General features: G+C 33.1%; 21 protein-coding genes and 1 pseudogene. 18 read left to right on the plus strand and 4 right to left on the minus strand.

What is annotated here, in order from left to right; genetic code table 11:
* Window positions 1-175: 175 nt before the first annotated feature.
* From ACOQFO_RS00790 to lgt, 4 genes are all read left to right on the plus strand, one after another.
* Complete coding sequence (locus tag ACOQFO_RS00790) at window positions 176-565, plus strand: cupredoxin domain-containing protein (RefSeq protein ID WP_421687847.1); 390 nt, start codon at window positions 176-178, stop codon at window positions 563-565.
* Between the two features lie 106 nt (window positions 566-671).
* Window positions 672-1,013 carry a four-helix bundle copper-binding protein gene (locus tag ACOQFO_RS00795; protein WP_036189835.1) on the plus strand — a complete coding sequence of 114 codons (342 nt, stop codon included), beginning with the start codon at window positions 672-674 and terminating at the stop codon, window positions 1,011-1,013.
* A gap of 438 nt (window positions 1,014-1,451) precedes the next feature.
* Window positions 1,452-1,667, plus strand: a complete 216-nt coding sequence (locus ACOQFO_RS00800) for a DUF2933 domain-containing protein (RefSeq protein ID WP_036189836.1) — start codon at window positions 1,452-1,454, stop codon at window positions 1,665-1,667.
* A gap of 50 nt (window positions 1,668-1,717) precedes the next feature.
* Window positions 1,718-2,533: a prolipoprotein diacylglyceryl transferase gene (lgt, locus tag ACOQFO_RS00805; RefSeq protein ID WP_036189837.1), complete on the plus strand. Its 816-nt coding sequence runs from the start codon at window positions 1,718-1,720 to the stop codon at window positions 2,531-2,533.
* A 343-nt stretch (window positions 2,534-2,876) separates the two neighbouring features.
* Here the strand turns inward: lgt and ACOQFO_RS00810 are convergent, their stop codons facing one another.
* Complete coding sequence (locus ACOQFO_RS00810) at window positions 2,877-3,791, minus strand: C40 family peptidase (RefSeq protein WP_036189838.1); 915 nt, start codon at window positions 3,789-3,791, stop codon at window positions 2,877-2,879.
* Between the two features lie 386 nt (window positions 3,792-4,177).
* Here ACOQFO_RS00810 and ACOQFO_RS00815 point away from each other — a divergent pair, with 386 nt between their 5' ends.
* The 11 genes from ACOQFO_RS00815 to ACOQFO_RS00865 all read left to right on the plus strand — a co-directional run bounded on the left by ACOQFO_RS00815 (window position 4,178) and on the right by ACOQFO_RS00865 (window position 16,478).
* Window positions 4,178-4,594: a rhodanese-like domain-containing protein gene (locus ACOQFO_RS00815; RefSeq protein ID WP_421687824.1), complete on the plus strand. Its 417-nt coding sequence runs from the start codon at window positions 4,178-4,180 to the stop codon at window positions 4,592-4,594.
* Between the two features lie 552 nt (window positions 4,595-5,146).
* Window positions 5,147-6,343, plus strand: a complete 1,197-nt coding sequence (locus ACOQFO_RS00820) for a methyl-accepting chemotaxis protein (RefSeq protein ID WP_421687825.1) — start codon at window positions 5,147-5,149, stop codon at window positions 6,341-6,343.
* Between the two features lie 161 nt (window positions 6,344-6,504).
* A complete protein-coding gene (locus ACOQFO_RS00825) occupies window positions 6,505-8,688 on the plus strand; it encodes a copper-translocating P-type ATPase (protein WP_421687826.1) in 2,184 nt (727 codons plus the stop codon).
* Between the two features lie 220 nt (window positions 8,689-8,908).
* On the plus strand, window positions 8,909-9,277 hold the full coding sequence (locus ACOQFO_RS00830) for a hypothetical protein (RefSeq protein WP_421687827.1): 369 nt from the start codon (window positions 8,909-8,911) through the stop codon (window positions 9,275-9,277).
* Between the two features lie 258 nt (window positions 9,278-9,535).
* Window positions 9,536-10,573 carry a metal ABC transporter solute-binding protein, Zn/Mn family gene (locus tag ACOQFO_RS00835; RefSeq protein ID WP_421687828.1) on the plus strand — a complete coding sequence of 346 codons (1,038 nt, stop codon included), beginning with the start codon at window positions 9,536-9,538 and terminating at the stop codon, window positions 10,571-10,573.
* Window positions 10,574-10,793: 220 nt separating this feature from the next.
* Window positions 10,794-11,432, plus strand: coding sequence for a YdhK family protein (locus ACOQFO_RS00840; RefSeq protein ID WP_421687829.1), 639 nt, complete (start codon window positions 10,794-10,796; stop codon window positions 11,430-11,432).
* 219 nt (window positions 11,433-11,651) lie between these two features.
* Window positions 11,652-12,287, plus strand: coding sequence for a peroxiredoxin family protein (locus ACOQFO_RS00845; protein WP_421687830.1), 636 nt, complete (start codon window positions 11,652-11,654; stop codon window positions 12,285-12,287).
* Between the two features lie 310 nt (window positions 12,288-12,597).
* Entirely contained in the window at window positions 12,598-12,939 is a 342-nt protein-coding gene (locus ACOQFO_RS00850; RefSeq protein ID WP_421687831.1) for a metal-sensitive transcriptional regulator, read from the plus strand.
* Between the two features lie 15 nt (window positions 12,940-12,954).
* A complete protein-coding gene (gene copZ, locus ACOQFO_RS00855; RefSeq protein WP_421687832.1) occupies window positions 12,955-13,161 on the plus strand; it encodes a copper chaperone CopZ in 207 nt (68 codons plus the stop codon).
* A gap of 86 nt (window positions 13,162-13,247) precedes the next feature.
* Window positions 13,248-15,665, plus strand: coding sequence for a heavy metal translocating P-type ATPase (locus tag ACOQFO_RS00860; protein ID WP_421687833.1), 2,418 nt, complete (start codon window positions 13,248-13,250; stop codon window positions 15,663-15,665).
* Window positions 15,666-15,848: 183 nt separating this feature from the next.
* Window positions 15,849-16,478, plus strand: a complete 630-nt coding sequence (locus ACOQFO_RS00865; RefSeq protein WP_421687834.1) for a YdhK family protein — start codon at window positions 15,849-15,851, stop codon at window positions 16,476-16,478.
* Between the two features lie 434 nt (window positions 16,479-16,912).
* Here ACOQFO_RS00865 and ACOQFO_RS00870 read toward each other — a convergent pair whose 3' ends face one another.
* Window positions 16,913-17,104, minus strand: coding sequence for an ATP-binding protein (locus tag ACOQFO_RS00870; RefSeq protein WP_421687835.1), 192 nt, complete (start codon window positions 17,102-17,104; stop codon window positions 16,913-16,915).
* A 60-nt stretch (window positions 17,105-17,164) separates the two neighbouring features.
* Between ACOQFO_RS00870 and ACOQFO_RS00875 the strand changes: the two genes are divergently transcribed.
* A complete protein-coding gene (locus tag ACOQFO_RS00875; protein ID WP_421687836.1) occupies window positions 17,165-18,130 on the plus strand; it encodes a C39 family peptidase in 966 nt (321 codons plus the stop codon).
* A gap of 210 nt (window positions 18,131-18,340) precedes the next feature.
* On the opposite strand, the gene spoIIP is transcribed toward ACOQFO_RS00875, so the two are convergent.
* Window positions 18,341-19,168, minus strand: a complete 828-nt coding sequence (gene spoIIP / locus ACOQFO_RS00880; protein WP_421687837.1) for a stage II sporulation protein P — start codon at window positions 19,166-19,168, stop codon at window positions 18,341-18,343.
* Window positions 19,169-19,417: 249 nt separating this feature from the next.
* Between spoIIP and ACOQFO_RS00885 the strand changes: the two genes are divergently transcribed.
* Together ACOQFO_RS00885 and ACOQFO_RS00890 are read left to right on the plus strand one after the other, a co-directional pair.
* Window positions 19,418-20,941, plus strand: coding sequence for a multicopper oxidase family protein (locus ACOQFO_RS00885; RefSeq protein ID WP_421687838.1), 1,524 nt, complete (start codon window positions 19,418-19,420; stop codon window positions 20,939-20,941).
* 70 nt (window positions 20,942-21,011) lie between these two features.
* Window positions 21,012-21,289: pseudogene (locus ACOQFO_RS00890) on the plus strand ((2Fe-2S)-binding protein); the annotation flags it as partial.
* Window positions 21,290-21,376: 87 nt separating this feature from the next.
* On the opposite strand, the gene ACOQFO_RS00895 reads toward ACOQFO_RS00890, so the two are convergent.
* Entirely contained in the window at window positions 21,377-21,697 is a 321-nt protein-coding gene (locus tag ACOQFO_RS00895) for an ArsR/SmtB family transcription factor (RefSeq protein WP_421687839.1), read from the minus strand.
* Between the last annotated feature and the right edge of the window lie 154 nt (window positions 21,698-21,851).

Here is a 21,851-nt window from a genome sequence, read left to right on the forward strand (position 1 = left end):
GAGGAAATATTTTGATAATTAATTTCCAGTTTTAAAAAAATGAACATTAAAAAATCCCACCTAAAATAGGAGGGATGAAATAAATTGGTTTGAGTAAAATCCTTGAACCACAAAGCTCGGCGAATGCCGAGAGTCTATTTATTTCATAGGGGGGGTTTCATACGCAGAAAAACAAATCAATTTTAAATCACAGGAATCACATAATCATAATTCGGATGAGCGATTTTCCAAACAACACGGGTCTACTTTATTTACAATCGAGACTAAAAATATGAAGTATTTTCCGTCAAATTTAGTTCTGCAACAAAATGAACCGGTTACGATTATTCTTAAAAATCAAGATAAAATAGAACATGATTTAGAAGTTAAAATTCCAACTAGTAATAAGGATGAGAAAACAAGTCATAATCATGGTGAAAATGAAAATGTAATTCATTTACATGCTGGTCCTAAAAAGGAACAAACGGTAAGTTTTACACCAACAGAATCTGGGTTATATGAATTCGTTTGTACAATTCCAGGTCATAAGGAATCAGGTATGGTTGGTTGGATTTCAGTAAGTTAGATTGAAAAAATTACCTCTAGATTATTTCATATGAATTTGAATAGAAATAACTATTAAGATAAACAATGTTAGTGTAGTGGATTTAATTTTGAAAGGAGGTCTGATTATGGGGGTACTTTCAACATCACCTACAAACATGGATCATTGTATTGAATTATGTATTAAGTGTGCTAGAGCGTGTGAAGAGTGTCTTACTGCCTGCTTACAAGAACCAGATGCACAAGCGAGAGTTCATTGTATTCAAAAGCTAATTGATTGCTCAAAAATTTGTTTACAATTGGTAAGTTTCCTATCTAGAAATAGTGAATTTTCAAAACAATATTGCCAAGTTTGTGCTGATATTTGTGAAGCATGTGCTACTCATTGTGAAAAATTCCAAGATGCTCATTGCCAAGAATGTGCTAAAATTTGTCGCGAGTGTGCAGAAGCATGTAGAAATATGGCTTAATAGTTTTTTAAAGCCCTTCTCTTTGAGGAGGGTTTTTTTCAATTATTAAGCCTTTTGCATAATCAGTAGAAAATAACCATTATTTTAGTGATAGTTCACTTTCTACTAACCACTTATGATTTTTAACTTTTTCTCCTGCAGTAGAAATATAATCTCCATTTTCAAAGTTGTATTATAAGCACCTCAAATGTAGCTTGAGCACCCTTAATATTAGGCTCATTGTAAGCAGTTATAATTGCATTATAGGGAAAGTAGGATTTTCCGCACAGATTTGTACCAAGATTAGAAGGTTTTCTATATTTATATTGGATTTTATTTCTATTAAATAGACTTAATAAATTTTATTTTTGGTCTGCTGTTTCTCCCTAAAAACTCCATAATTTATTTGTATTATTAAGAGGTAATATCAATCTTAGATGAATAAGGAGACGAGGTTATATGGACTGGAATTGGTTTCCATTGTTAATCCTACTGATTTGCCCGTTAATGATGGTTTTTATGATGTTTAGTGGTCATGGACATGGCCATAGACATGGTAAAGGTAATCAAAAAGCTCATGACTCACTTAATGAGTTAGAGTCCAAAATCACTACTTTGGAGAGGGAAAATGAAAAACTAAGAGATGAAATCAATACGCTGTACTCTAAGAAATAAAATAGTACCTTGAAGATTTAGAGATATTTATGATTGAGGTGAAATATTAATTGGATAATATACAACAAATAGATAGGGTAGCATTAGCACTTGGACCAATAACTATTTACTGGTACGGAATTATTATCGCATCAGGAATTGTTTTAGGATGGTTATTGGCAACAAGAGAATCTAAAAAATTGGGTCTACCAAAAGATATTTTTTCTGATTTATTATTTTGGGCGATCCCAATATCCATTATTAGTGCGAGAATTTATTACGTTTTATTTAAATGGGAGTATTATTTTCAAAACCCAAGTAAGATGTTTGCAATATGGGAAGGCGGTATAGCCATACATGGAGCTTTAATAGGTGGTGTTATCACTTCAGTTATCTACGCTAAGAAAAAAGGAGTATCTTTTTGGAAATTAGCTGATATTGCTGCACCAAGTATTATTCTTGGTCAAGCAATTGGACGATGGGGAAACTTTATAAATCAAGAAGCACATGGAGGGGAAGTGGTACGGTCATTTTTGGAAGATTTAAACCTTCCTGAGTTTATTATTAATCAGATGTATATAGATGGTATTTATTACCATCCGACATTCTTATATGAATCTGTGTGGGATATTGCAGGTTTTATTTTCCTCGTAATTCTAAGAAGGTTTAACCCTAGAAGGGGAGAATTATTCTTATCTTATGTAATATGGTATTCAATAGGTAGATTTTTTGTAGAAGGTTTAAGGACAGATAGTTTGATGCTAACAGATTCACTACGAATTGCTCAATTACTTTCATTAATACTAATAGGAATAGCAATAATTTTAATATGGTATAGACGAAAATACGGTTATTCTACATTACGATATTCAGATAAAAAAAAGTAAGGTTATAAATATTGTAGTAATACAAGGGGCGAATACATTAAATAAATGTTTGCCTCTTCTTTTTCATTTACATGATTTTGAAATTTTACTAAATAGAAAAGTAGGTATATCGATATTAAGGATAATAATTACGCAAATTTCATAGTAACTATAATAGGTTAAGGGCAGTATTTACCTTGAAGTTTTTTTGTCTGAACTACTAATGAATTATGTTACTCTATTACATTTTTATCTTTTATCTTTTTGAAATTTAAACTTAAATATAACTCTCTAATGTAACTCGAGTAATTTCTATAGCCTAAAAAAAGGACGTCTCAAAACTTATGAGATGTCCTATTATATATCATTTAGTTAAACGGTCCAAGAAGAGTTCTAATTGTTTTAGTGTAACCTTGTCGTTTACACCAAAAGTCCCATCACCCTTACCTAATGTGATTTTATTTGAAGATAAAATTGAGACATAATCATATTCCCAATTAGCTGTTGTAACATCTGAGAACATTTCTGCATTGCCTTGTTTTTTTAAATCGAAAGCTACAACTAATACTTTGGCTAGTTGACCACGTGTAATAGGTGAACCTGCATTAAATTTCCGTTTTTCGTCTCCACTAAAAATCCCTTGTTTTTCTAATGCTGTAGCTGCACCGGCATAATTAGAAGAGGATTTTAGATCCAAAAATGGTGAATTTGTATCGGAAGTATCTAATGCTAAAGCTTTTGAAAGTTGAAGAGCTACTTCACCACGAGATGCATAAACACTAAAGTCTATCCCTGCATCTTTAACTTCACCTTTTGTAGTTGTTGTGAAATTTGCCACACGTTTTGCACCTAAATAACGTGAGCCCCAATAATATGGATCTTCTAATTTATCAATTCTTACACCAGAACTTGGTGTAGCGGAAATAAAATTACCATCTCCTATATATATTCCAACGTGAGAAATACCTGACCCTGAAGTATTAAAGAATACTAGGTCGCCTGCTTCTAAATTATTTTTTGAAACTGTAGAACCTTGTTGGTATTGAGCTCTTGACGTACGATCTAATGAAATACCTAATTTTGAAAATACAAATTGTGTATATGATGAGCAATCAACACCAGTATTAATATCCGTTCCGCCAAATTTATAAGGAGCGCCTATATAGTCTTTTGCTGTATTTGTTATATCAGATATTGTTGCCGCTTCTGCATCATTTGCACCTATACCAGTAATTATCATAAAAGATGCAAAGATGGGTAGTAACCATCTTTTTCTCATGTCGAATCTCCTTTTGAAAGCTAGTTCTTTAATTTACTAATGAAAGAATATCATAGAAATTTAGTATGTAATCTTTCAATTCCATTACAAATTTATACAGAAATATCATTTTTGTAATAAAAATGGTTTAGCTTGCACTTATTATGAAATACTAGTTGTTAAATTAATAACCTTTAAAGTTCTTAATCTTAAAAATTTTCATTAGAACTATCTTTAAGTTATGATTTCTCCATAAAAAATCCATATTTTTCTTGTATGATTTATAGTGTAATTGAAAGCTAAGCCGTTACTTTAGTTTGTTAAATGAAACCACTTTCTATTGATTATAAGACTTACTAAAAGAAAATGATTAGGATACAGGGTATTCTGTGTAAGGAGCAGTGTAGATGAAAAGAAAAAATAAGCTTACGATTTTGTTTGGATTGATAGTAGTTACTTTTGCTGTGATAGCGACATCCTTATATGTGTCATCAAATAAGGATTCTGAAACTATTTCTGAATTACAAACGGTGGATACTAAAACGCTAACTAAAATGATTGATAGTAAGAAAAATATGGTTATTGTTGATTTAAGGGAACCCGAACTATTTGCCACAAGTAGAGTTCCCGGTGCTATAAACATTCCTTTTGATGAAATTCAGTCAAGATATACCGAGTTACCTAAAGATAAGGATGTTATCTTTGTTTGCCATACAGGTCGTATGGGGACGGAAAGCGGAAATCTTTTGTTAGAAAATGGTTATAAGAACGTTTTTAACCTCGAGGGAGGTATTGCTGAATGGACAGGGAATCTAGAAAAATAGCTGAAAAGAGGAAGTCATGCAGATAACTACGAAAACAACAGTCCAGCCTAATAAACAACAACTACTTAACCGTTTAAAACGCACTGAAAGTAAAGTGAAGGTGTTAATTAGATGGTTGAATTGTAATTTTGCCTATTCAAGATGCAGCGTCTTGAATAGGCTTTATTTAAAAAACGAACTTTTATAATAACATCATTTTGAGTCTTTTAAATAGAAACCACATTAAAGACTTTTTAATCTATTTGCCTAAAAATTAATTCTTAGAGATTTTAAAATTCAGTAATTGATTCAATTTATTTTTATAATTCGTATCAAAAGACTAACAATATGAAATAAATTCTGCTTAAGATGCACTTTGTAAAGAAGGCTATTTCTACAATTTGATAGTTTTTGCATATATTTGTAATATACTATTTATGTAAAAAACTAGTAATAATTAAAATTATTTGGGGAGTGTTCAAACTATTTATGAATGAATCAAGCAAAAGGTTTCGTAGTTTAACAATTAAGATGAATATTGTAATTATAATGTCGCTCCTAATAAGCATGCTTTTGACAAACTACATAACTTCGTTTTTAAATCATAATGTTCAAGTTACATATGGTGTATATATTAGCACAGCGATAAATATTATATTTACAACTATCATAGCTGCTGTTTTCTTACAATGGATAATTGTTTCTCCACTTAAATTATTATTGAATGTGACAAGGGAGGTAGCTAAGGGGAATTTAACTGTAACTATACCAAAAAAATCAAACGATGAGATAGGTTTATTAGTTAATTCATTTGAGGTAATGTTGGGGAACTTAAAGGATATCGTTGGCGAATTGAATGAAACTTCTATAAAAATTCTTAGTTCTTCCGAAACCCTCGCAAAAAGCGCAAGTGAAACGAATTCAGTTTCTAATCTTATTTCAAGTTCTATTAGAGAGGTTGCAGTTGATACACAAAACCAATCGAATGGAATAGAGAAGATGGTATTTGCTATTACAGAAATGAATGAAGGAATTAAAAGAATATTAAATAATACAGGGGAAGTCTCCAATACCTCCCACGAAACGAAAAGCTATGCTGTTGATGGAGAGCGAGCAGTTGAAAAATCAGTTCGTCAAATGACCTTAATACAAAACTCAGTTAGTGAATCGGATATTTCTATTCAAGAGCTCCTTAAACGTTCACAAGAAATTGCACAAATTTTAAATGTTATTTCTGATATAGCAAATCAAACCAATTTGTTGGCTTTAAATGCTGCAATAGAGGCTGCTAGGGCTGGAGAATCAGGTAAAGGATTTGCAGTTGTTGCAGAGGAAGTAAGAAGACTCTCAGAACAATCAAATCAATCAACTGAACAGATTGGCTCGATTATCGACCAAATGAGACTGGCTACCGATGTTTCTGTGCAAACAATGAGAAAAGTTATTGAAGATGTAAAAGAAGGTATTGATATTATTAACGATACAAAAGTAAAATTCTCTGTAATTTCTCAATCGACGGAGGAAATGAACCGAGAAATGGGTAATATATTACAAGCAGCAGAAGGAATCGCATTAAATGCTGAAGAAATTTCTCTTACAATAGATCAAATTTCTACTTTAGCAAGGAGAAATACTCAATATTCTATTGATGTTTCCTCCTCAAGCCAAGATCAACTAGTTGCAATTGAAGAAATAACTAAATCAACAGAATCGTTATCAAATATTGCTGAAGATTTAAGGGAATCAACAAAAAAGTTTACAGTTATTTAAAATTCTTGAATCATAAATAAAGTTCGAAAAATAGCCAATAAATTTCCAAAAAAGTGATTTGAATATACCCATACATGGTATATAGTATTAATATAAATACAAGAAGGTTGTAGGTGGTTTTTCTCAATCTTCCTAAATCAGCTATAAGGAGCGTGATAGTAATGAGAAACGATAATGGAGATGGTAAACAAAATCATAAACATCACCATTCAAATCCAAGTGAACATGAACATCACAATAAAAGTGAGCATGTCCATGGTGGGCATAAGGGACATATTGCACATGATCATAGTAAACATCCAGGGCATGAACATCATAACCACGATGTACATGATCACAGCAAACATTCGGAACACCAAAATCACAGCCATGGTGGACATGATCATGAAGGAGGACATGACAAACATCATGGCCACTCGATAGGAGAATTTAAGAAACGTTTTTGGATCTCATTAGTTCTAACAATACCTATTTCATACTTATCCATGATGGTTCAAATGCTATTTGGGTATGAAGTCAACTTTCCAGGAGATACATTTTTATTATTCTTACTTTCTACAATAGTTTTTTTCTATGGAGGAAAGCCTTTTTTACTCGGTGCATGGAGTGAAATAAAAGACAAAGCACCTGGTATGATGTTGCTGATTTCGCTAGCAATTGTCACTGCTTACGTATATAGCACTTTAACAGCATTCTTTATTGAAGGTAGTGACTTTTACTTTGAGTTAGCTACTTTGATTGTTATTATGCTACTAGGTCACTGGATTGAAATGAAATCTATAATGGGAGCTTCAAAAGCATTAGAAGAGCTAATAAAATTAATGCCTAAAGAAGCACACAAAATAGATTCATCAGGAAATACTATTGATGTTTCTGTAGAGGATTTAAAACCAGGTGATCAAATCCTTGTTAAACCTGGAGAAAAAATTCCGCTTGATGGAAAAATATTCGAAGGTCATTCAACAGTTGATGAATCAATGTTGACTGGGGAATCAGTTCCTGTAGAAAAAACTATGGGAATGGAAGCTATTGGTGGGTCCATTAATGGTGAAGGTATTCTAAAAATAAACGTTAGTAAAACAGGTAGTGAAACATATCTTGCTCAAGTTATCCAATTAGTAAGTGACGCAGAAAAAACGAAATCTAAAGCACAAGGATTCGCTGACACTGCTGCAAAATGGTTATTCTATGTTGCAATTGTTGCAGGTATTATCACACTCGCATATTGGTGGTCAACTGGTGACTTTGATACTGCTTTAGAGAGAATGGTGACCGTATTAATTATTGCTTGTCCTCATGCATTAGGTTTAGCTACTCCACTAGTAACATCTAGATCAACATCTATTGCTGCAAAAAACGGCTTGTTAATCCGTAATCGTACCTCTTTTGAAAGTGCTTTTAGAATCAATCGTATTGTATTTGATAAAACTGGTACATTAACTGAAGGTAATTTTGGTGTTACAAATATACATCCAACTGTAGGTATCAGTGAAGAGGAACTATTAAAACTAGCGTACTCAGTCGAAACGCAATCTGAACACCCGATTGCAAAAGGTATTGTAAAAGAAGGGAAGAAACGAGATTTAGAACTATATAAAGTATCCAATTATCAAAACCTAACGGGTAAAGGACTTGTTGCGAAAATTAATGATTCTGAAATTGCCATTGTTAGTCCGGGTGTATTAAGAGAAAATAATATTTCCTTTGATATAGAAACTTATGAAAAACTTGCACAACAAGGGAAAACAGTTATTTTCGTATTAAAGGATAATGCGCTTCAGGGAATGATTGCATTAGCAGATATTATTCGAGAATCATCTTATAAGGTTATAAAAGAATTAAATAATCTTGGAATTGAAACTGTCATGATGACTGGTGATAATAGTCGCGTAGCGCATTATGTAGGTGAAAAGCTTGGAATGACAAAGGTGATTGCTGAAGTATTACCACATGAAAAATCAAATAATGTGAGAGAATTAAAAGAGGGTGGCAAAAAAGTTGCGATGGTTGGAGACGGTGTAAATGATGCACCAGCTTTAGCTGAAGCTGATTTAGGTATTGCTATTGGAGCGGGAACAGATGTTGCAATTGAAACTGCAGATGTTGTCCTAGTTAATAGTAACCCAGTAGATATTTTAAGCACTTTAAAACTTTCTAGGGCAAGTCGGATAAAAATGATTCAGAACTTAATTTGGGCTGCAGGATATAATATTATTGCCATCCCACTAGCAGCAGGGGTTCTTATTAGTGCAGGTATTGTGATCACACCGGCAATTGGGGCTGCGGTTATGTCATTAAGTACTATAATCTGTGCGATTAATGCTCAACTATTGAGAATTGACTAATTTAGTAAATAATTACAATAATTTCGCAAGAAGATTTTTTAAATATGTATGTGGAAGAAATATGGCAATTGAAAGTATCAAAAAAATTCGCTTAATAAACATTTTAGGCGAATTTTCTTTCATTATTTTTAATATGAATATTAACCCTCTATTTATGGTTATTCAGCATATAATAAATAAAATAATGAACAAATGCTAACAAGAAAAAAGAGGTGAGAACATGTGTATAAATAACGACTTTATCGAAAATCATTCATATCGAGTATTTGAGGAAATACGTAAAAATTCTTTGTACAACGTAGCGAGAGTGGAATTTTCAGAGGGTTATTGTTGGGAACCTCAATTTCAAACTTCACAATTTAATAGTAATGACCTTATTACTAAAATAATTCTAGAAGATGAGAATAAAAATTATTTTACTGTTAATCCTGATGACTTTGGCTTAAGGTTTGCAAAGGGAGAGATTAATTATAAAGAATATCTAAAATTTCAAAAAGTAGATGATATTAAATGGATAGGCTATTCAATTCTAGGAGTTGGGATTTTGATAGCTATGATGTTTACAATGTATATTTATTTCGTAAATTAATGATTGAGAAATTAGCCTTGTTAATCTATTACTAACAAGGCTAATTTAAATTTTTCCTCTCAACAAAATCCCCGTTACTTTAAGTGTTATTTCTCAAAAATTACTTCGAATAAAATTTCCCAACTTGTTGCTAAATTCAACTTTACCTTTATAGTGTGATCATTTTCATAAAATTTTAAAATAATAGTTGCACTATGTAATGCGATTGGTTATTATTTGATTTGTTAATAGTAATGATTACGATTTGTGAGGGTGGAAATGTTGAGAAAATATTTATTTACACTATTGGCTTTTTGCTTTGTACTACTAGTAGCATGTAGTAATGAAACTGCTCAGAAGGCACAGAGTAATGAAAGCACTGAAGTACTAACAAAATTAAAGGTTTATACAACTGTATATCCATTAAGTTATTTTACAGAACGTATTGGTGGAGAATTTGTTAAAGTGTCATCTGTTTATCCCCCTGGAGCAAATGAGCATTCATTTGAGCCAACGCAACAAGATATGATTAAGTTAGCAGAGTCAGACTTGATATTCTACATCGGTTATGGTCTTGAAAGTTTTATTGAAAATGCACAAGTGACATTAAAAAATGAAAAAGTGGAGTTTGTAGCTACAACTGACAATATACCAGAAGAAAAACTTAATATGAGCACCGGTGATTCAAAAGATGCACATTCGGAAGAAGATGAAGATGCCCATGCTGGAGAAGCACACAGTGATGAGGAAGTAACAAGTGAATCTGAAGATGTACATGCACAACATAATGAAATTGATGCTCATGTATGGCTTTCTACATCTCTTTCTGCAGATCTTGCGTTAGCCATTAAGAATGCACTTACAGAAAAAATGCCAGAACAGTCTGATAAGTTTGAAGCAAATTATCAAACATTAGTTAACGATTTAGAGGCACTAGATATTCAGTTTAAAGAAATGGTGGCTCAAGCTGATACACGAACATTTTTTGTATCACATGCTGCATTTGGATATATTGCTGGGGAATATGGTTTGCAGCAGGTACCAATTGCTGGTCTGAATTCACAAAATGAACCATCACAAAAGGAATTATTAGAAGTTGTTTCTTTAGCAGAAGATTTAGAAATTCAATATGTTTTATTTGAGCAAAATGTTTCTGCTAAATTGGCTGAGATTATACAATCTGAAATTGGAGCGGAATCACTTACATTGCATAACTTAAGTGTTCTTACCAAAGAAGATATTGCGAATAATGAAACGTATTTCACTTTAATGGAACAAAATATTGAAACTTTAAGAAAAGCATTAGAGAAAAAATAATTATTCCTAATTTTAATAATTGAAAAATGATGTAGAACAAGAAAAAATGTAGGGGTGCATAATAGCACCTTTTTTTGCCAATTACCCTCAGTTGGAATATTAATGGGTGGAAAAGGAAAAAGTAAAGTTTATAATGTGAGTTATTTTTATTTACATCTGCATAATTTCTGCAAAACTTAAAATTATAATTACAAAGAAGAACTACTTAGGAGGAATAAAAATGATAAATAAAATAATGCTTGGATTTATTTCTTTCATAACAATTTTAACACTCTCTGCATGTGCAGGTGGAAATAATGAAGAATCATCTCAAAATGAGACTGTTCAAGAAGAAAATAATGATATGGCAGGTCATAACATGGAAGAAACGGATGGAATAGAGGAATCGGAGAAAACTGACGACATGCAAGGTATGGACCATTCCAATATGAATCACTCTGGATCAGGGGAAGTTCCAGAAGGATTAAAAGAAGCAGAAAACCCAACTTTCCCTGTTGGCAGTATAGCAATTATTCAATCAGATCATATGCCTGGTATGAAAGGTGCTGATGCTACGATTGTAGGAGCTTATGATACAACAGTTTATACTGTCTCGTATACCCCAACCACTGGTGGTGAACCAGTTACAAACCATAAGTGGGTTATCCATGAGGAATTAGAAGGTGCTGATGAAGCCCCTTTAGAACCTGGAAAGGAAGTAACAATAAACGCTAATCACATGGAAGGAATGCAAGGAGCAACTGCAACAATAGACTCCGCTGAAGAAACAACAGTTTATATGATTGACTTCACTTCTACAACTGGTGAACAAGTAACAAATCATAAATGGGTAACAGAAAGTGAGCTATCAGCTCAATAAATCTTAAAATAGAAGTTCAAAATGAACTTTTAGCAAAATAGTATTGACTGAAAAATAGATGAAAATGTCTTTTGATATGCTTCCTATTAGGTAGACAGATGGATTTATAAAATTCAACCTATCTAATAGGGGGCTTTTCTTATGATTATGATTAACATAAAAATTAAAATTTTTACGTAATTTAACATTCGTAATTACCCAACTAATTCGGAGGTATATATGTTAAAAAAATACATCCCTGTAATCTTCATTTCCTTATTAATTAGCTCTGTTATTTTTGTTATTTTATCCAAAGAAAATACCATTAAAACAGCACAAGTTAATGAGCAAGCAATCTTAAATGAATCTCCCCAAAATACATCAACTGTAATGACTGAAACAAGTTTAACAGGATCTAATAATAACTCTCAAAATGTTACACTTGCTCCAGAATTCACATTAACAGATATTAATGGGATTGACGTTAATCTTGCTGATTTTAAAGGTAAAATAGTTATTTTAAATTTTTGGGCTACTTGGTGTCCACCGTGTAGAGAAGAAATGCCTGACATGCAAAGTTTTTATGAAAAAAATAAAGAAAAAGGAATTGAAATCGTTGCCGTAAATCTAACTAACCTCGATAATGGCGTACAAGCAATTGAAACATTTGTACAAGATTATAGTTTAACTTTCCCGATCCTATTAGACAAAGATGGTGTTGTTAGGAGTATGTACGAAATATTAACAATACCAACTAGTTTTATTCTAGATACTGAAGGGGGAGTTTTCCAAAAGATAGTAGGTCCAATGAATGAACAAATGATGGATGAACTAGTTAATTCAATCCAAAGGACCGATGAAAAGTACGGGGAGTAGAAACTACCCTGTGTTTTGTCTTGCGTTCATAATTTCTCTTTACTTATTTGGTGGGGTTTCTTTTGCTAAGAATAGTATCAATTTAGTACTAATCCGCCCGTACAAAAAAATACAAAATCAACACCTTCAGTAAAAATGGAAGGGAAATTGAACAATTTCTTAGTTACTAGCATAGTAATACTGAGTTAAACACAACCTTTATTTTAGTTATCTGAATGGCATAAAGAAATAATTCATGTTTCTAAAACATATTTCTATTTACATAGGGTACTAGGGTATACTATAATGAATTTGAAAAGGGGGTAGTAACATGGAACCCGAAATAAAAAATGTATCCTTATTAGACGAAAGTTGTTGCTCTAGTTTGAATATTAGAAAAAGTCACCATTCAGAAAAGGCAAAGAAAAATCTTGTATCTAGACTTAATCGGATAGAAGGGCAAGTTCGGGGAATAAAGGGTTTAATTGATAGAGATACTTATTGTGATGATGTCATTACACAAATATCTGCTACTCAAGCTGCACTAAATAGTGTAGCAAAGCTCCTTCTTGAAGCACATATGAAAGAGTGTGTAGTTGATCGTATACAAGAAGGGGATTTAGAAGTTTTAGATGAAGTGCTTGTCACAATTCAAAAATTAATGAAAAAATAAAAGGAGAGAATTAACATGGGAAATGTAACATTAAACGTTAGCGGAATGTCATGTGGTCATTGTGTAAAATCGATTGAAGGAAGTGTTGGATCGTTAGATGGCGTTGAACAAGTAAAAGTTGATTTAGGCTCTGGTAAGGTCAACGTTGAATTCAATGATGGAAAAGTAACACTTGAAAAAATTAAAGAGACAATTGATGATCAAGGTTACGATGTTGAGTAAAAAGATGTAGGGTGCTTACAAATAGCACTCTATTTCTTCCAAAAAATTATACCCCATAGCGGTATGTTTAATGAGGTGGAAGCAACATGAGTAGTGAGTTAAAAGAAACAAGTTTACAGATAACGGGTATGACTTGTGCAGCTTGTGCAACAAGAATTGAAAAGGGTCTAAATAAACTAGATGGTGTAGAAGAAGCGAATGTTAACCTAGCTCTCGAAAAATCCATCATCAAATATAATCCTGAAAAGATCAGTGAACAAGACTTTGAAAAGAAAATTCAAGATCTTGGCTACGGTGTCGCAAAAGAGAAAAAAGAATTTACCATTACAGGAATGACTTGTGCAGCCTGTGCCAACAGAATCGAAAAAGGATTAAATAAAATTGAAGGTGTATCAATGGCAACCGTCAACCTTGCTCTTGAAAATGCAACGATTGAGTTTAATCCAACCGAAGTTTCAGTATCAGATATTATTCAAAGAGTTGAGAAATTAGGTTACGGTGCGCATTTAAAAGAAAATGAAAAGGATGCAGTAGATTTCCGAGAACAAGCAATTAAAAAACAAAGAACAAAGTTCATTATTGCTGCAATTCTTTCATTACCACTTTTATGGTCGATGATTGGTCACTTTTCGTTTACATCATTTATCTATATGCCAGAAATTCTAATGAATCCTTGGGTTCAAATGGCTTTAGCAACACCTGTTCAATTTTACGTAGGATGGCAGTTCTATGTAAGTGCATTTAAAGCATTAAAAAATAAAAGTGCAAACATGGATGTTCTTGTTGCAATGGGAACATCTGCCGCTTATTTTTATAGTGTTTATCAAGCAATTATTACAATTGGTGAGCCTCATCATGCACAGCTCTATTTTGAAACGAGTGCTGTATTAATTACGTTAATTGTATTAGGGAAGCTGTTTGAAGCAAAAGCAAAAGGTCGTTCTTCTGCAGCGATTAAAAAGCTAATGGGATTACAAGCAAAAACCGCTTTAGTCGTTCGTAATGGGATAGAACAAGAAATCCCACTAGAAGAAGTAGTCATAGGTGATACGATTTTAGTAAAACCAGGAGAAAAAATACCTGTTGATGGTGAAGTCATAGAGGGCGACACGGCGGTAGACGAATCGATGTTAACAGGTGAAAGTATTCCAGTTGATAAAACAATCGGTTCCACTTTATTTGGATCAACAATTAATAAAAATGGTTTTATTAAAATGAGAGCGACAAAAGTTGGGCGAGACACAGCGTTAGCTCAAATTATTAAAGTTGTAGAAGATGCACAAGGTTCCAAAGCGCCGATACAAAGAATGGCGGATAAAATCTCAGGAGTTTTTGTACCTATTGTTATCGTCATTGCAATTATTACCTTTATCATTTGGTTTACACTTGTAGCACCAGGTGAATTTAGATCTGCTTTAGAAGCAATGATTGCAGTTCTTGTTATTGCATGTCCATGTGCGCTTGGGTTAGCAACTCCAACATCTATTATGGCAGGTTCCGGTAGAGCAGCTGAATTTGGTATTTTATTTAAAGGTGGAGAACATCTTGAACAAACACACCATATTGATACAGTCGTTGTAGACAAAACAGGTACAGTAACATATGGTAAGCCTGTATTAACAGATGTCATCGTAGAAGATGGAGTAAATGAAGAAGAATTCCTATCCCTAATAGGAGCAAGTGAAAAACAATCCGAACATCCACTTGCCGAAGCGATAGTTCAAGGGATTGAAGACCGTAGTATTGAACTCCTAAATGTTGGAAAATTCGAAGCGATTCCAGGTTACGGTGTCAAAGCGGTTGTCAATGGTAAAGAGATATTAGTTGGAACTCGAAAACTAATGAATAATAATGGAATCAAAATTTCAACAATATTAAGCAAGATGGAAGAGCTAGAAGCTAACGGTAAAACAGCGATGTTAGCAAGTATTGATGGTCAATATGCAGGTTTAGTAGCTGTTGCTGATACAATTAAAGAGACATCTAAAAAAGCCATCAAGCGTCTAAAAGATATGAATATTGAAGTAATTATGATGACAGGAGACAATGAACGAACTGCCAATGCTATTGCTGCGGAAGTTGGAGTTAATTATGTTATTGCAGAGGTATTGCCGGAAGGGAAGGCTGAAGAAGTGAAAAAACTTCAAGCTTCTGGGAAAAAGGTTGCAATGGTTGGTGACGGTATTAATGACGCACCTGCGCTAGCAGTAGCTAATATTGGTATGGCCATTGGTACAGGAACAGATGTTGCAATGGAAGCAGCTGATATTACATTAATTCGTGGAGATTTAAATAGTATTGCTGATGCAATCATCATGAGTCACAAAACTATGCGTAATATTAAACAAAACTTATTCTGGGCATTTGCTTATAATACACTCGGCATTCCAATTGCGGCGATAGGTTTGCTTGCTCCATGGGTTGCGGGTGCTGCAATGGCATTTAGCTCTGTATCAGTAGTTTTAAATGCACTAAGATTGCAAAGAGTGAAGTTAGTAAAATAATAAAAAAAGACCTACTAGGTAGTGACCCCCAAAAGTTAGAGTAAAATCTAACTTTTGGGGTGCAGCACCCTTGGTAGGTCATTTTTTTATTTATGTATATGTAGAATTCCTTTTATCAATACTATAAAAAGTTCAATATTGCATAATCTACGCGAAATTATGAACAAATTGGAGGAATATAGAATGTCAAATAAGATTACTCTTGGTATTATTTCATTCGCTGCAGCTTTAACACTTGCAGCATGTGGTGGAGAAAACGCTGATGATACAACACAAAATAAAGCGACTCAAGAAGAGTCAAATGCAGCGCCTGAAAATAAAATGAATGAAATGGAAGAGACTGAAAATAGCGAAACAATGCAAGGTATGGACCATTCTAACATGAATCACTCTGGTTTAGGTGAAGTACCAGAAGGTTTAAAAGATGCTGCAAATCCAACTTTCCCTGTTGGTAGTAAAGCAATTATTCAATCAGATCATATGGCAGGTATGAAAGGTGCAGAAGCAACTATTGTAGGTGCTTATGATACAACAGTATATACAGTCTCTTTTACTCCAACTACTGGTGGTAATCCGGTAACAAACCATAAGTGGGTTATTCATGAGGAATTAGAAGGTGCAGGTGAAGGAGCCTTACAGCCAGGAACCGAAACAACAATTAATGCTGATCATATGGAGGGTATGAAGGGTGCTACTGCCACAATAGATTCAGCTGAAGAAACCACTGTTTATATGGTTGATTTTACTTCTACAACAGGTGAACAAGTAACAAACCATAAATGGGTAACAGAAAATGAATTATCAGCCCAATAATTTAAGGGTATTTGGATCTTCATGTTAAAATAAGATAACTGATTGGTGTTCATCAATTATAAGTTAGACAAACGTGCAAGAATCTCAATATTTTAAAAGAGGCTGGGACAAAACAAAGAATTAATGAAACCAAACGATTTAGTATAATAAGAATATGCTAACACTTTATTAGAAAGTCGTTCGTCGGAGAGTCAGGCGAAGACTCCTGCGGGATGTAGAAGCAGTCATGAGACCCCGCAGAGCTTTAGCTCGAGGAGGCTCATGGCTTCCCCGCGGAAAGCGAAGCCTGACTCGGAGACGAATGTACTCATATCAAAAAGGTACAATCCAAATTCAAGATGGATTGTACCTTTTGGGCTTTTGTCCCAGCCTCATTTTAAATTTTTTGTTTGATTATTATGTTAAAGCTAGTGAGAATTCTTAAATTAATAACATTATTTATAAGATATAGGGAGTGTAAAAATAAATGTGGAACCTCTCCCTAATTCACTTTCCACTTGAATATCGGTTTGATGAAGATCTAAAATGTGCTTAACAATAGACAGGCCGATTCCTGTACCTGTTTTAGTGGACCTTGCTCTATCCGCTTTATAAAATCGTTCCCACATAGTATATTTTATATCCATAAATTATCCATATTTGTTTGTTAAATTAGTAAGAGAAATATATGGAAAAGTGGAAATGAAATGAAAAATAGTAGAATTATTATATCCTTAGTAGTTATAACTTTACTAGCTGCTTGTTCAAACAAAGTAGAACGAAATAACTATGATGCAAATAAACTAACTGTATTGATTGTTGAATACTCAAGTGGAGCGCCTCTGAATAAATTATACGTAACATTACTTGATAATGAGGGGAGTATTCTGGATTCAAATGTGAGTACAGGTGAGGGGAAAGTTATCTTTCATAACTTAGAAGAAAATGAAGCGTATTCATTACAAATTGGATTATTTGAAAATTTTAAAACTGGAATGTATATTACTGAGAAAGAATTTACATATAGTCAAACTAAGCAAAATTTGATTGTACAAACAAATGCTCCAAATAGCGAACAAGCACTAGCCGTACCATCTCTACTACAACATCCTGAATTACCAAATGGTTGCGAAATAACAACTCTTACAGCAGTACTCAATTATTATGGAGCAGCCACAGACAAAATGGAAATGACTGATCAATATTTACCTAAACAGCCATTTAAATATAACGGAAATAAAAAATATGGTCCTGATCCAAATATAGCGTATGGAGGGTACCCGGGTAGCTTAGAAACAGGTACCTATGTTTTTGCTGAGCCAATTGTCAATACGGCAAATAATTTTATAAAAGATAGAAAACTTAAATTACAAGCGCAAAATATTAGTGGTAGTACATTAGAAGAGATTACAAATTATGTGGATATGGGAATACCTGTAATTGCATGGGTCACATTAGACCTTTCGAAGCCGAAAATTCGTGGAGGGTGGTACATTGAAGAAACGGGAGAATATCATCAAATGTTTACAAATCTGCATACAATGGTAATAATCGGTATAAAAAATGATAAAGTTGAAGTAATGGATCCCCTTAAAGGATACGTAACTTTAGATAAAATCAAATTTTTCGAAAGTTATGTGTCTTTAGGGGAGCAAGCTATCGTAGTATATTAAAAATTAGTTAACATTACAAATTGTTTTGTTCGATTTTATATCAAGAGGTAAGAACATCCGTCTACCGTTATCATATATCTATATAAAAAATGGTCAACCAGAAATGTTTTCTGGCTGACCTTATAATACGACCGGGTGAGATTGCGGAAGAACTCAGCAAAAAACGATCAAGCTTTTTTTATTCATATTCAAACATTAACTAGTCTCAGCCTAATTATTATCAGAAGACGATTCATCTTGTAAAACTATTGAAATTGCTTGTGCGAGAACAGAAATTGTACGATTAATCTCTTCTTCTGAATTTTCAATACCTCCAAGTTCTATTAAAACCATATTTTTAGCTAAATCTTGATTATAAATACCATCAACATGCTCACCTTTTTTCCCTATTACACCACGCGATATTCCTGGAACCAACTCATTCAATTTATCAGAGATTTGTTGGGAATATGATTGATTTATTAAGTAGTTTGGATTATCTTCCCCTACAACAAAATAGATTTTTCCGAAGGTCTGATTCTTGTAAGTAAGCGTAGATATATCTCTAGAAGCAGAATCTCTATGAAGGTCAACGATTAGGTCGTAGGTATTATTTTGAATTTCGTTTGAAAGATAAGGTCGTACAACATCATAAGCTTCAGAAAAAGTACGATTTGTATTGTATAATTCATCCATTGTATCAACCTCAAGAAATTTTGTGTTTAAGGAGTTTACATTGAAATGCATTTTAATAATTTCTTCAAATTCAGTAATATTTGATTTTGAGTCATAAACAGCTGTTTTACCACTTTTATTTTTCACAATGGGAATAAATGCTTCATGGGAATGCGTAAAAAGCATCAAAACATTCTTTGATAATGCCGGTTCAAAACTATCAAGAGGTACATCAGTGGTTGTAGGAACATACACAAGTTTTTTAGGTGTTTCAATCTCTTCAACTGTTATATCCTGAGATAGGTTAAAAGAACTTGCAATTATTGGTGATACAAATAATAGTAAAATGAATCCAAAAAATATGACGAGTTTGTATTGCATCATTTATTCACCTCAAAAAACTATATGTTTGAGGGTTTCTAATTATTTGTTATAAGTTTATAAAATTTGAGATTAATAATTTGTAATATTTATTGTTAGTAAAATATAACTCTGTACCTACTATATCTTAAACTACATTATGAATTTTTTATGAACTTCATTAAATCTCCTTTATCATAATTTGATATGTGCATAATTTCTCCATAATTATTTGTTACATTATTTTTGTAAACAAATTAAGGAGGAATCAGCATGAAATCCAAGTTATGGATAACTGCATTAATTACCAGTGCTGTAATTGCAACTGGTTGTAGTGCAAATAATACAAATTCAGATTCAGAAGAAATGGATCATTCCAACATGTCTGAAGAGGAAATGAAGAATATGGAGGGTATGGATCATTCCAACATGGATATGGAAGGGATGGATATGGAAAACGGCCATGCAAGTCATACAAATCCATTAGAACTAAATAATTCGACAGGTGAAAACGAACTAGCCCTTCCACCATTAGTAGAAGCTAATGATGGAGTTGTTGATATTACTGCTCAACAAGGTAAAACTGAAATTTTTGAGGGTGTCCAAACTGACACATATGGATATAATGGTTCATTCTTAGGTCCAGTTATTCGTGTAAGTGAGGGTGAAACTGTAACATTTAGAACGAAAAATGATTTGCTAGAACCGACAACATTCCATTGGCATGGAGTTGATATACCGGGTGAAGGGGATGGAGGACCACATCAACTTCTACAACCAGGTGCTTCAGAAGATGTAAAATTCACTGTAAGTCAAGGTGCCGCAACACTTTGGTTCCATCCGCATCCTGAAGGTGCTACAGCTGAACAAGTATATAAAGGTTTAGCAGGATTGATTTATGTGGAAGATGAAAACTCTAAAAACCTAGGATTACCTGATGAATATGGAGTCAACGATTTCCCACTAGTTTTCCAAGACAGACAATTCAATGAAGATAAACAATTTGATTACCAAGCAGTGCGTAATGAAGATGGAACAATTGGCGATACAATGTTAGTAAACGGGACTCTTAATCCTAAACTGACAGTTGGAAAAGAGAAAGTGCGCTTACGTTTATTGAACGGATCAAATGCTCGTAACTATACATTTAAATTAAACACAGGAGATTCATTCCAACAAATTGCAACAGATGGTGGATTCTTAAATGAACCAACTGAGATGTCAGAAATTACATTAACACCTGGAGAACGTGCTGAAATTATTGTGGATTTTTCTAAATATGATGCATCAAGCGATGTAGCCTTAGTTAATGAAGCTGATTCTATCTTATTGCCATTTAAAATCGATGAACAAAAAACAAATTCAATAGAAATTCCTGAAACATTAAATGATTATGTAGTAACAGAAAAGGAAAAAAATCTACCTGTTTCGAAAAAACTTGAATTATTCGGAATGGGTGAGATGGTTTATATCAATGACAAGCAATTTGATATAAACCGAATTGATTTTACTCAAAAACAAGGTGAAACTGAAATTTGGGAAATTTATAATAAACCTGATAGTATGGGCGGTATGACACATCCTTTCCATATTCACGGAACACAGTTTAAAATCGTTTCAATAGATGGAAAAGAACCACCTGTAGAATTACAAGGTTGGAAAGACACTGTTGCAATCGAACCAGACCAAACAGTGAAGCTTGCTGTCAAATTCAATAATAAAGGTATCTACATGTTCCACTGTCATGTACTTGAACATGAAGAGAACGGTATGATGGGACAAGTTGAAGTACAATAATTATAGACCTAGTTTAACTTATATATTAATAACTCCAGGTTGAAATATGTGTGATCTATCAACTTGGAGTTTAGTTTATTTTGATGCCGATAATAAAAAGTATCTTACATCTGACATAAAGGTGGCAGTACATCAAAAAGTTGACGATGTAACAATACCTTTTGCTATTGCTTTGATTGGACAAAAGGAAAAATTGAGAAGTATGTAAAACAAGAACTTTCCCCTAATCCAGTTGAACATATTCGAGAAATCATAAAGGAAAACCGATGTGGTTGTTAAGTAAACAATCCGCAAGGAAGTTGCTGTTTGGGTAATGTTACAAAGTATATAAAAAGTATTAAAAGTTAATTTACATCTTCAACTATAATGGCTTGAGTTGAGGAAGTGGGGCTATATGTTTTTAGTACGAACCCCTTAACCAATATAATCTCCCCCCTAGTCTACATGTCGATCACAACATGCCACGTCATTTTCCACATCTTCGAGAACAACATCAAACATGGTTAATAAATCTTTTATGTGTTGATTTCGTAAGCTGTAGTAAATATATTTTCCTTCATTTCGACCGATAATAATTCCACAGCCCTTTAAACAAGCGAGATGTTGTGAAATGTTTGACTGATTCCCTTTAATTTCCTCTATAATTTGAGACACCGTTTTTTCCTTTTCTTTGATGCATTCAAGTATTTGAATTCTAGTTTTATTAGAAAACCCATGAATTAACTTAACCTTCATTTCAATATCCATTGTTTGCATAAAATCCCTCCAACATATTAGTAAAAACGAATACGTTATGTTATTATCACATTAGCTTTTTCTAATATGTTTGTCAATTTTTCTATAAAGACAAAAAATTTATGAGAAATCAATTAGGAAGGGAGTTCCTTGTGGTAACTGAAGTTAAATGAAT

Origin of the sequence: Ureibacillus sp. MALMAid1270 (assembly GCF_049202975.1) — a bacterium.
In the GTDB taxonomy this organism is placed as follows: domain Bacteria; phylum Bacillota; class Bacilli; order Bacillales_A; family Planococcaceae; genus Ureibacillus.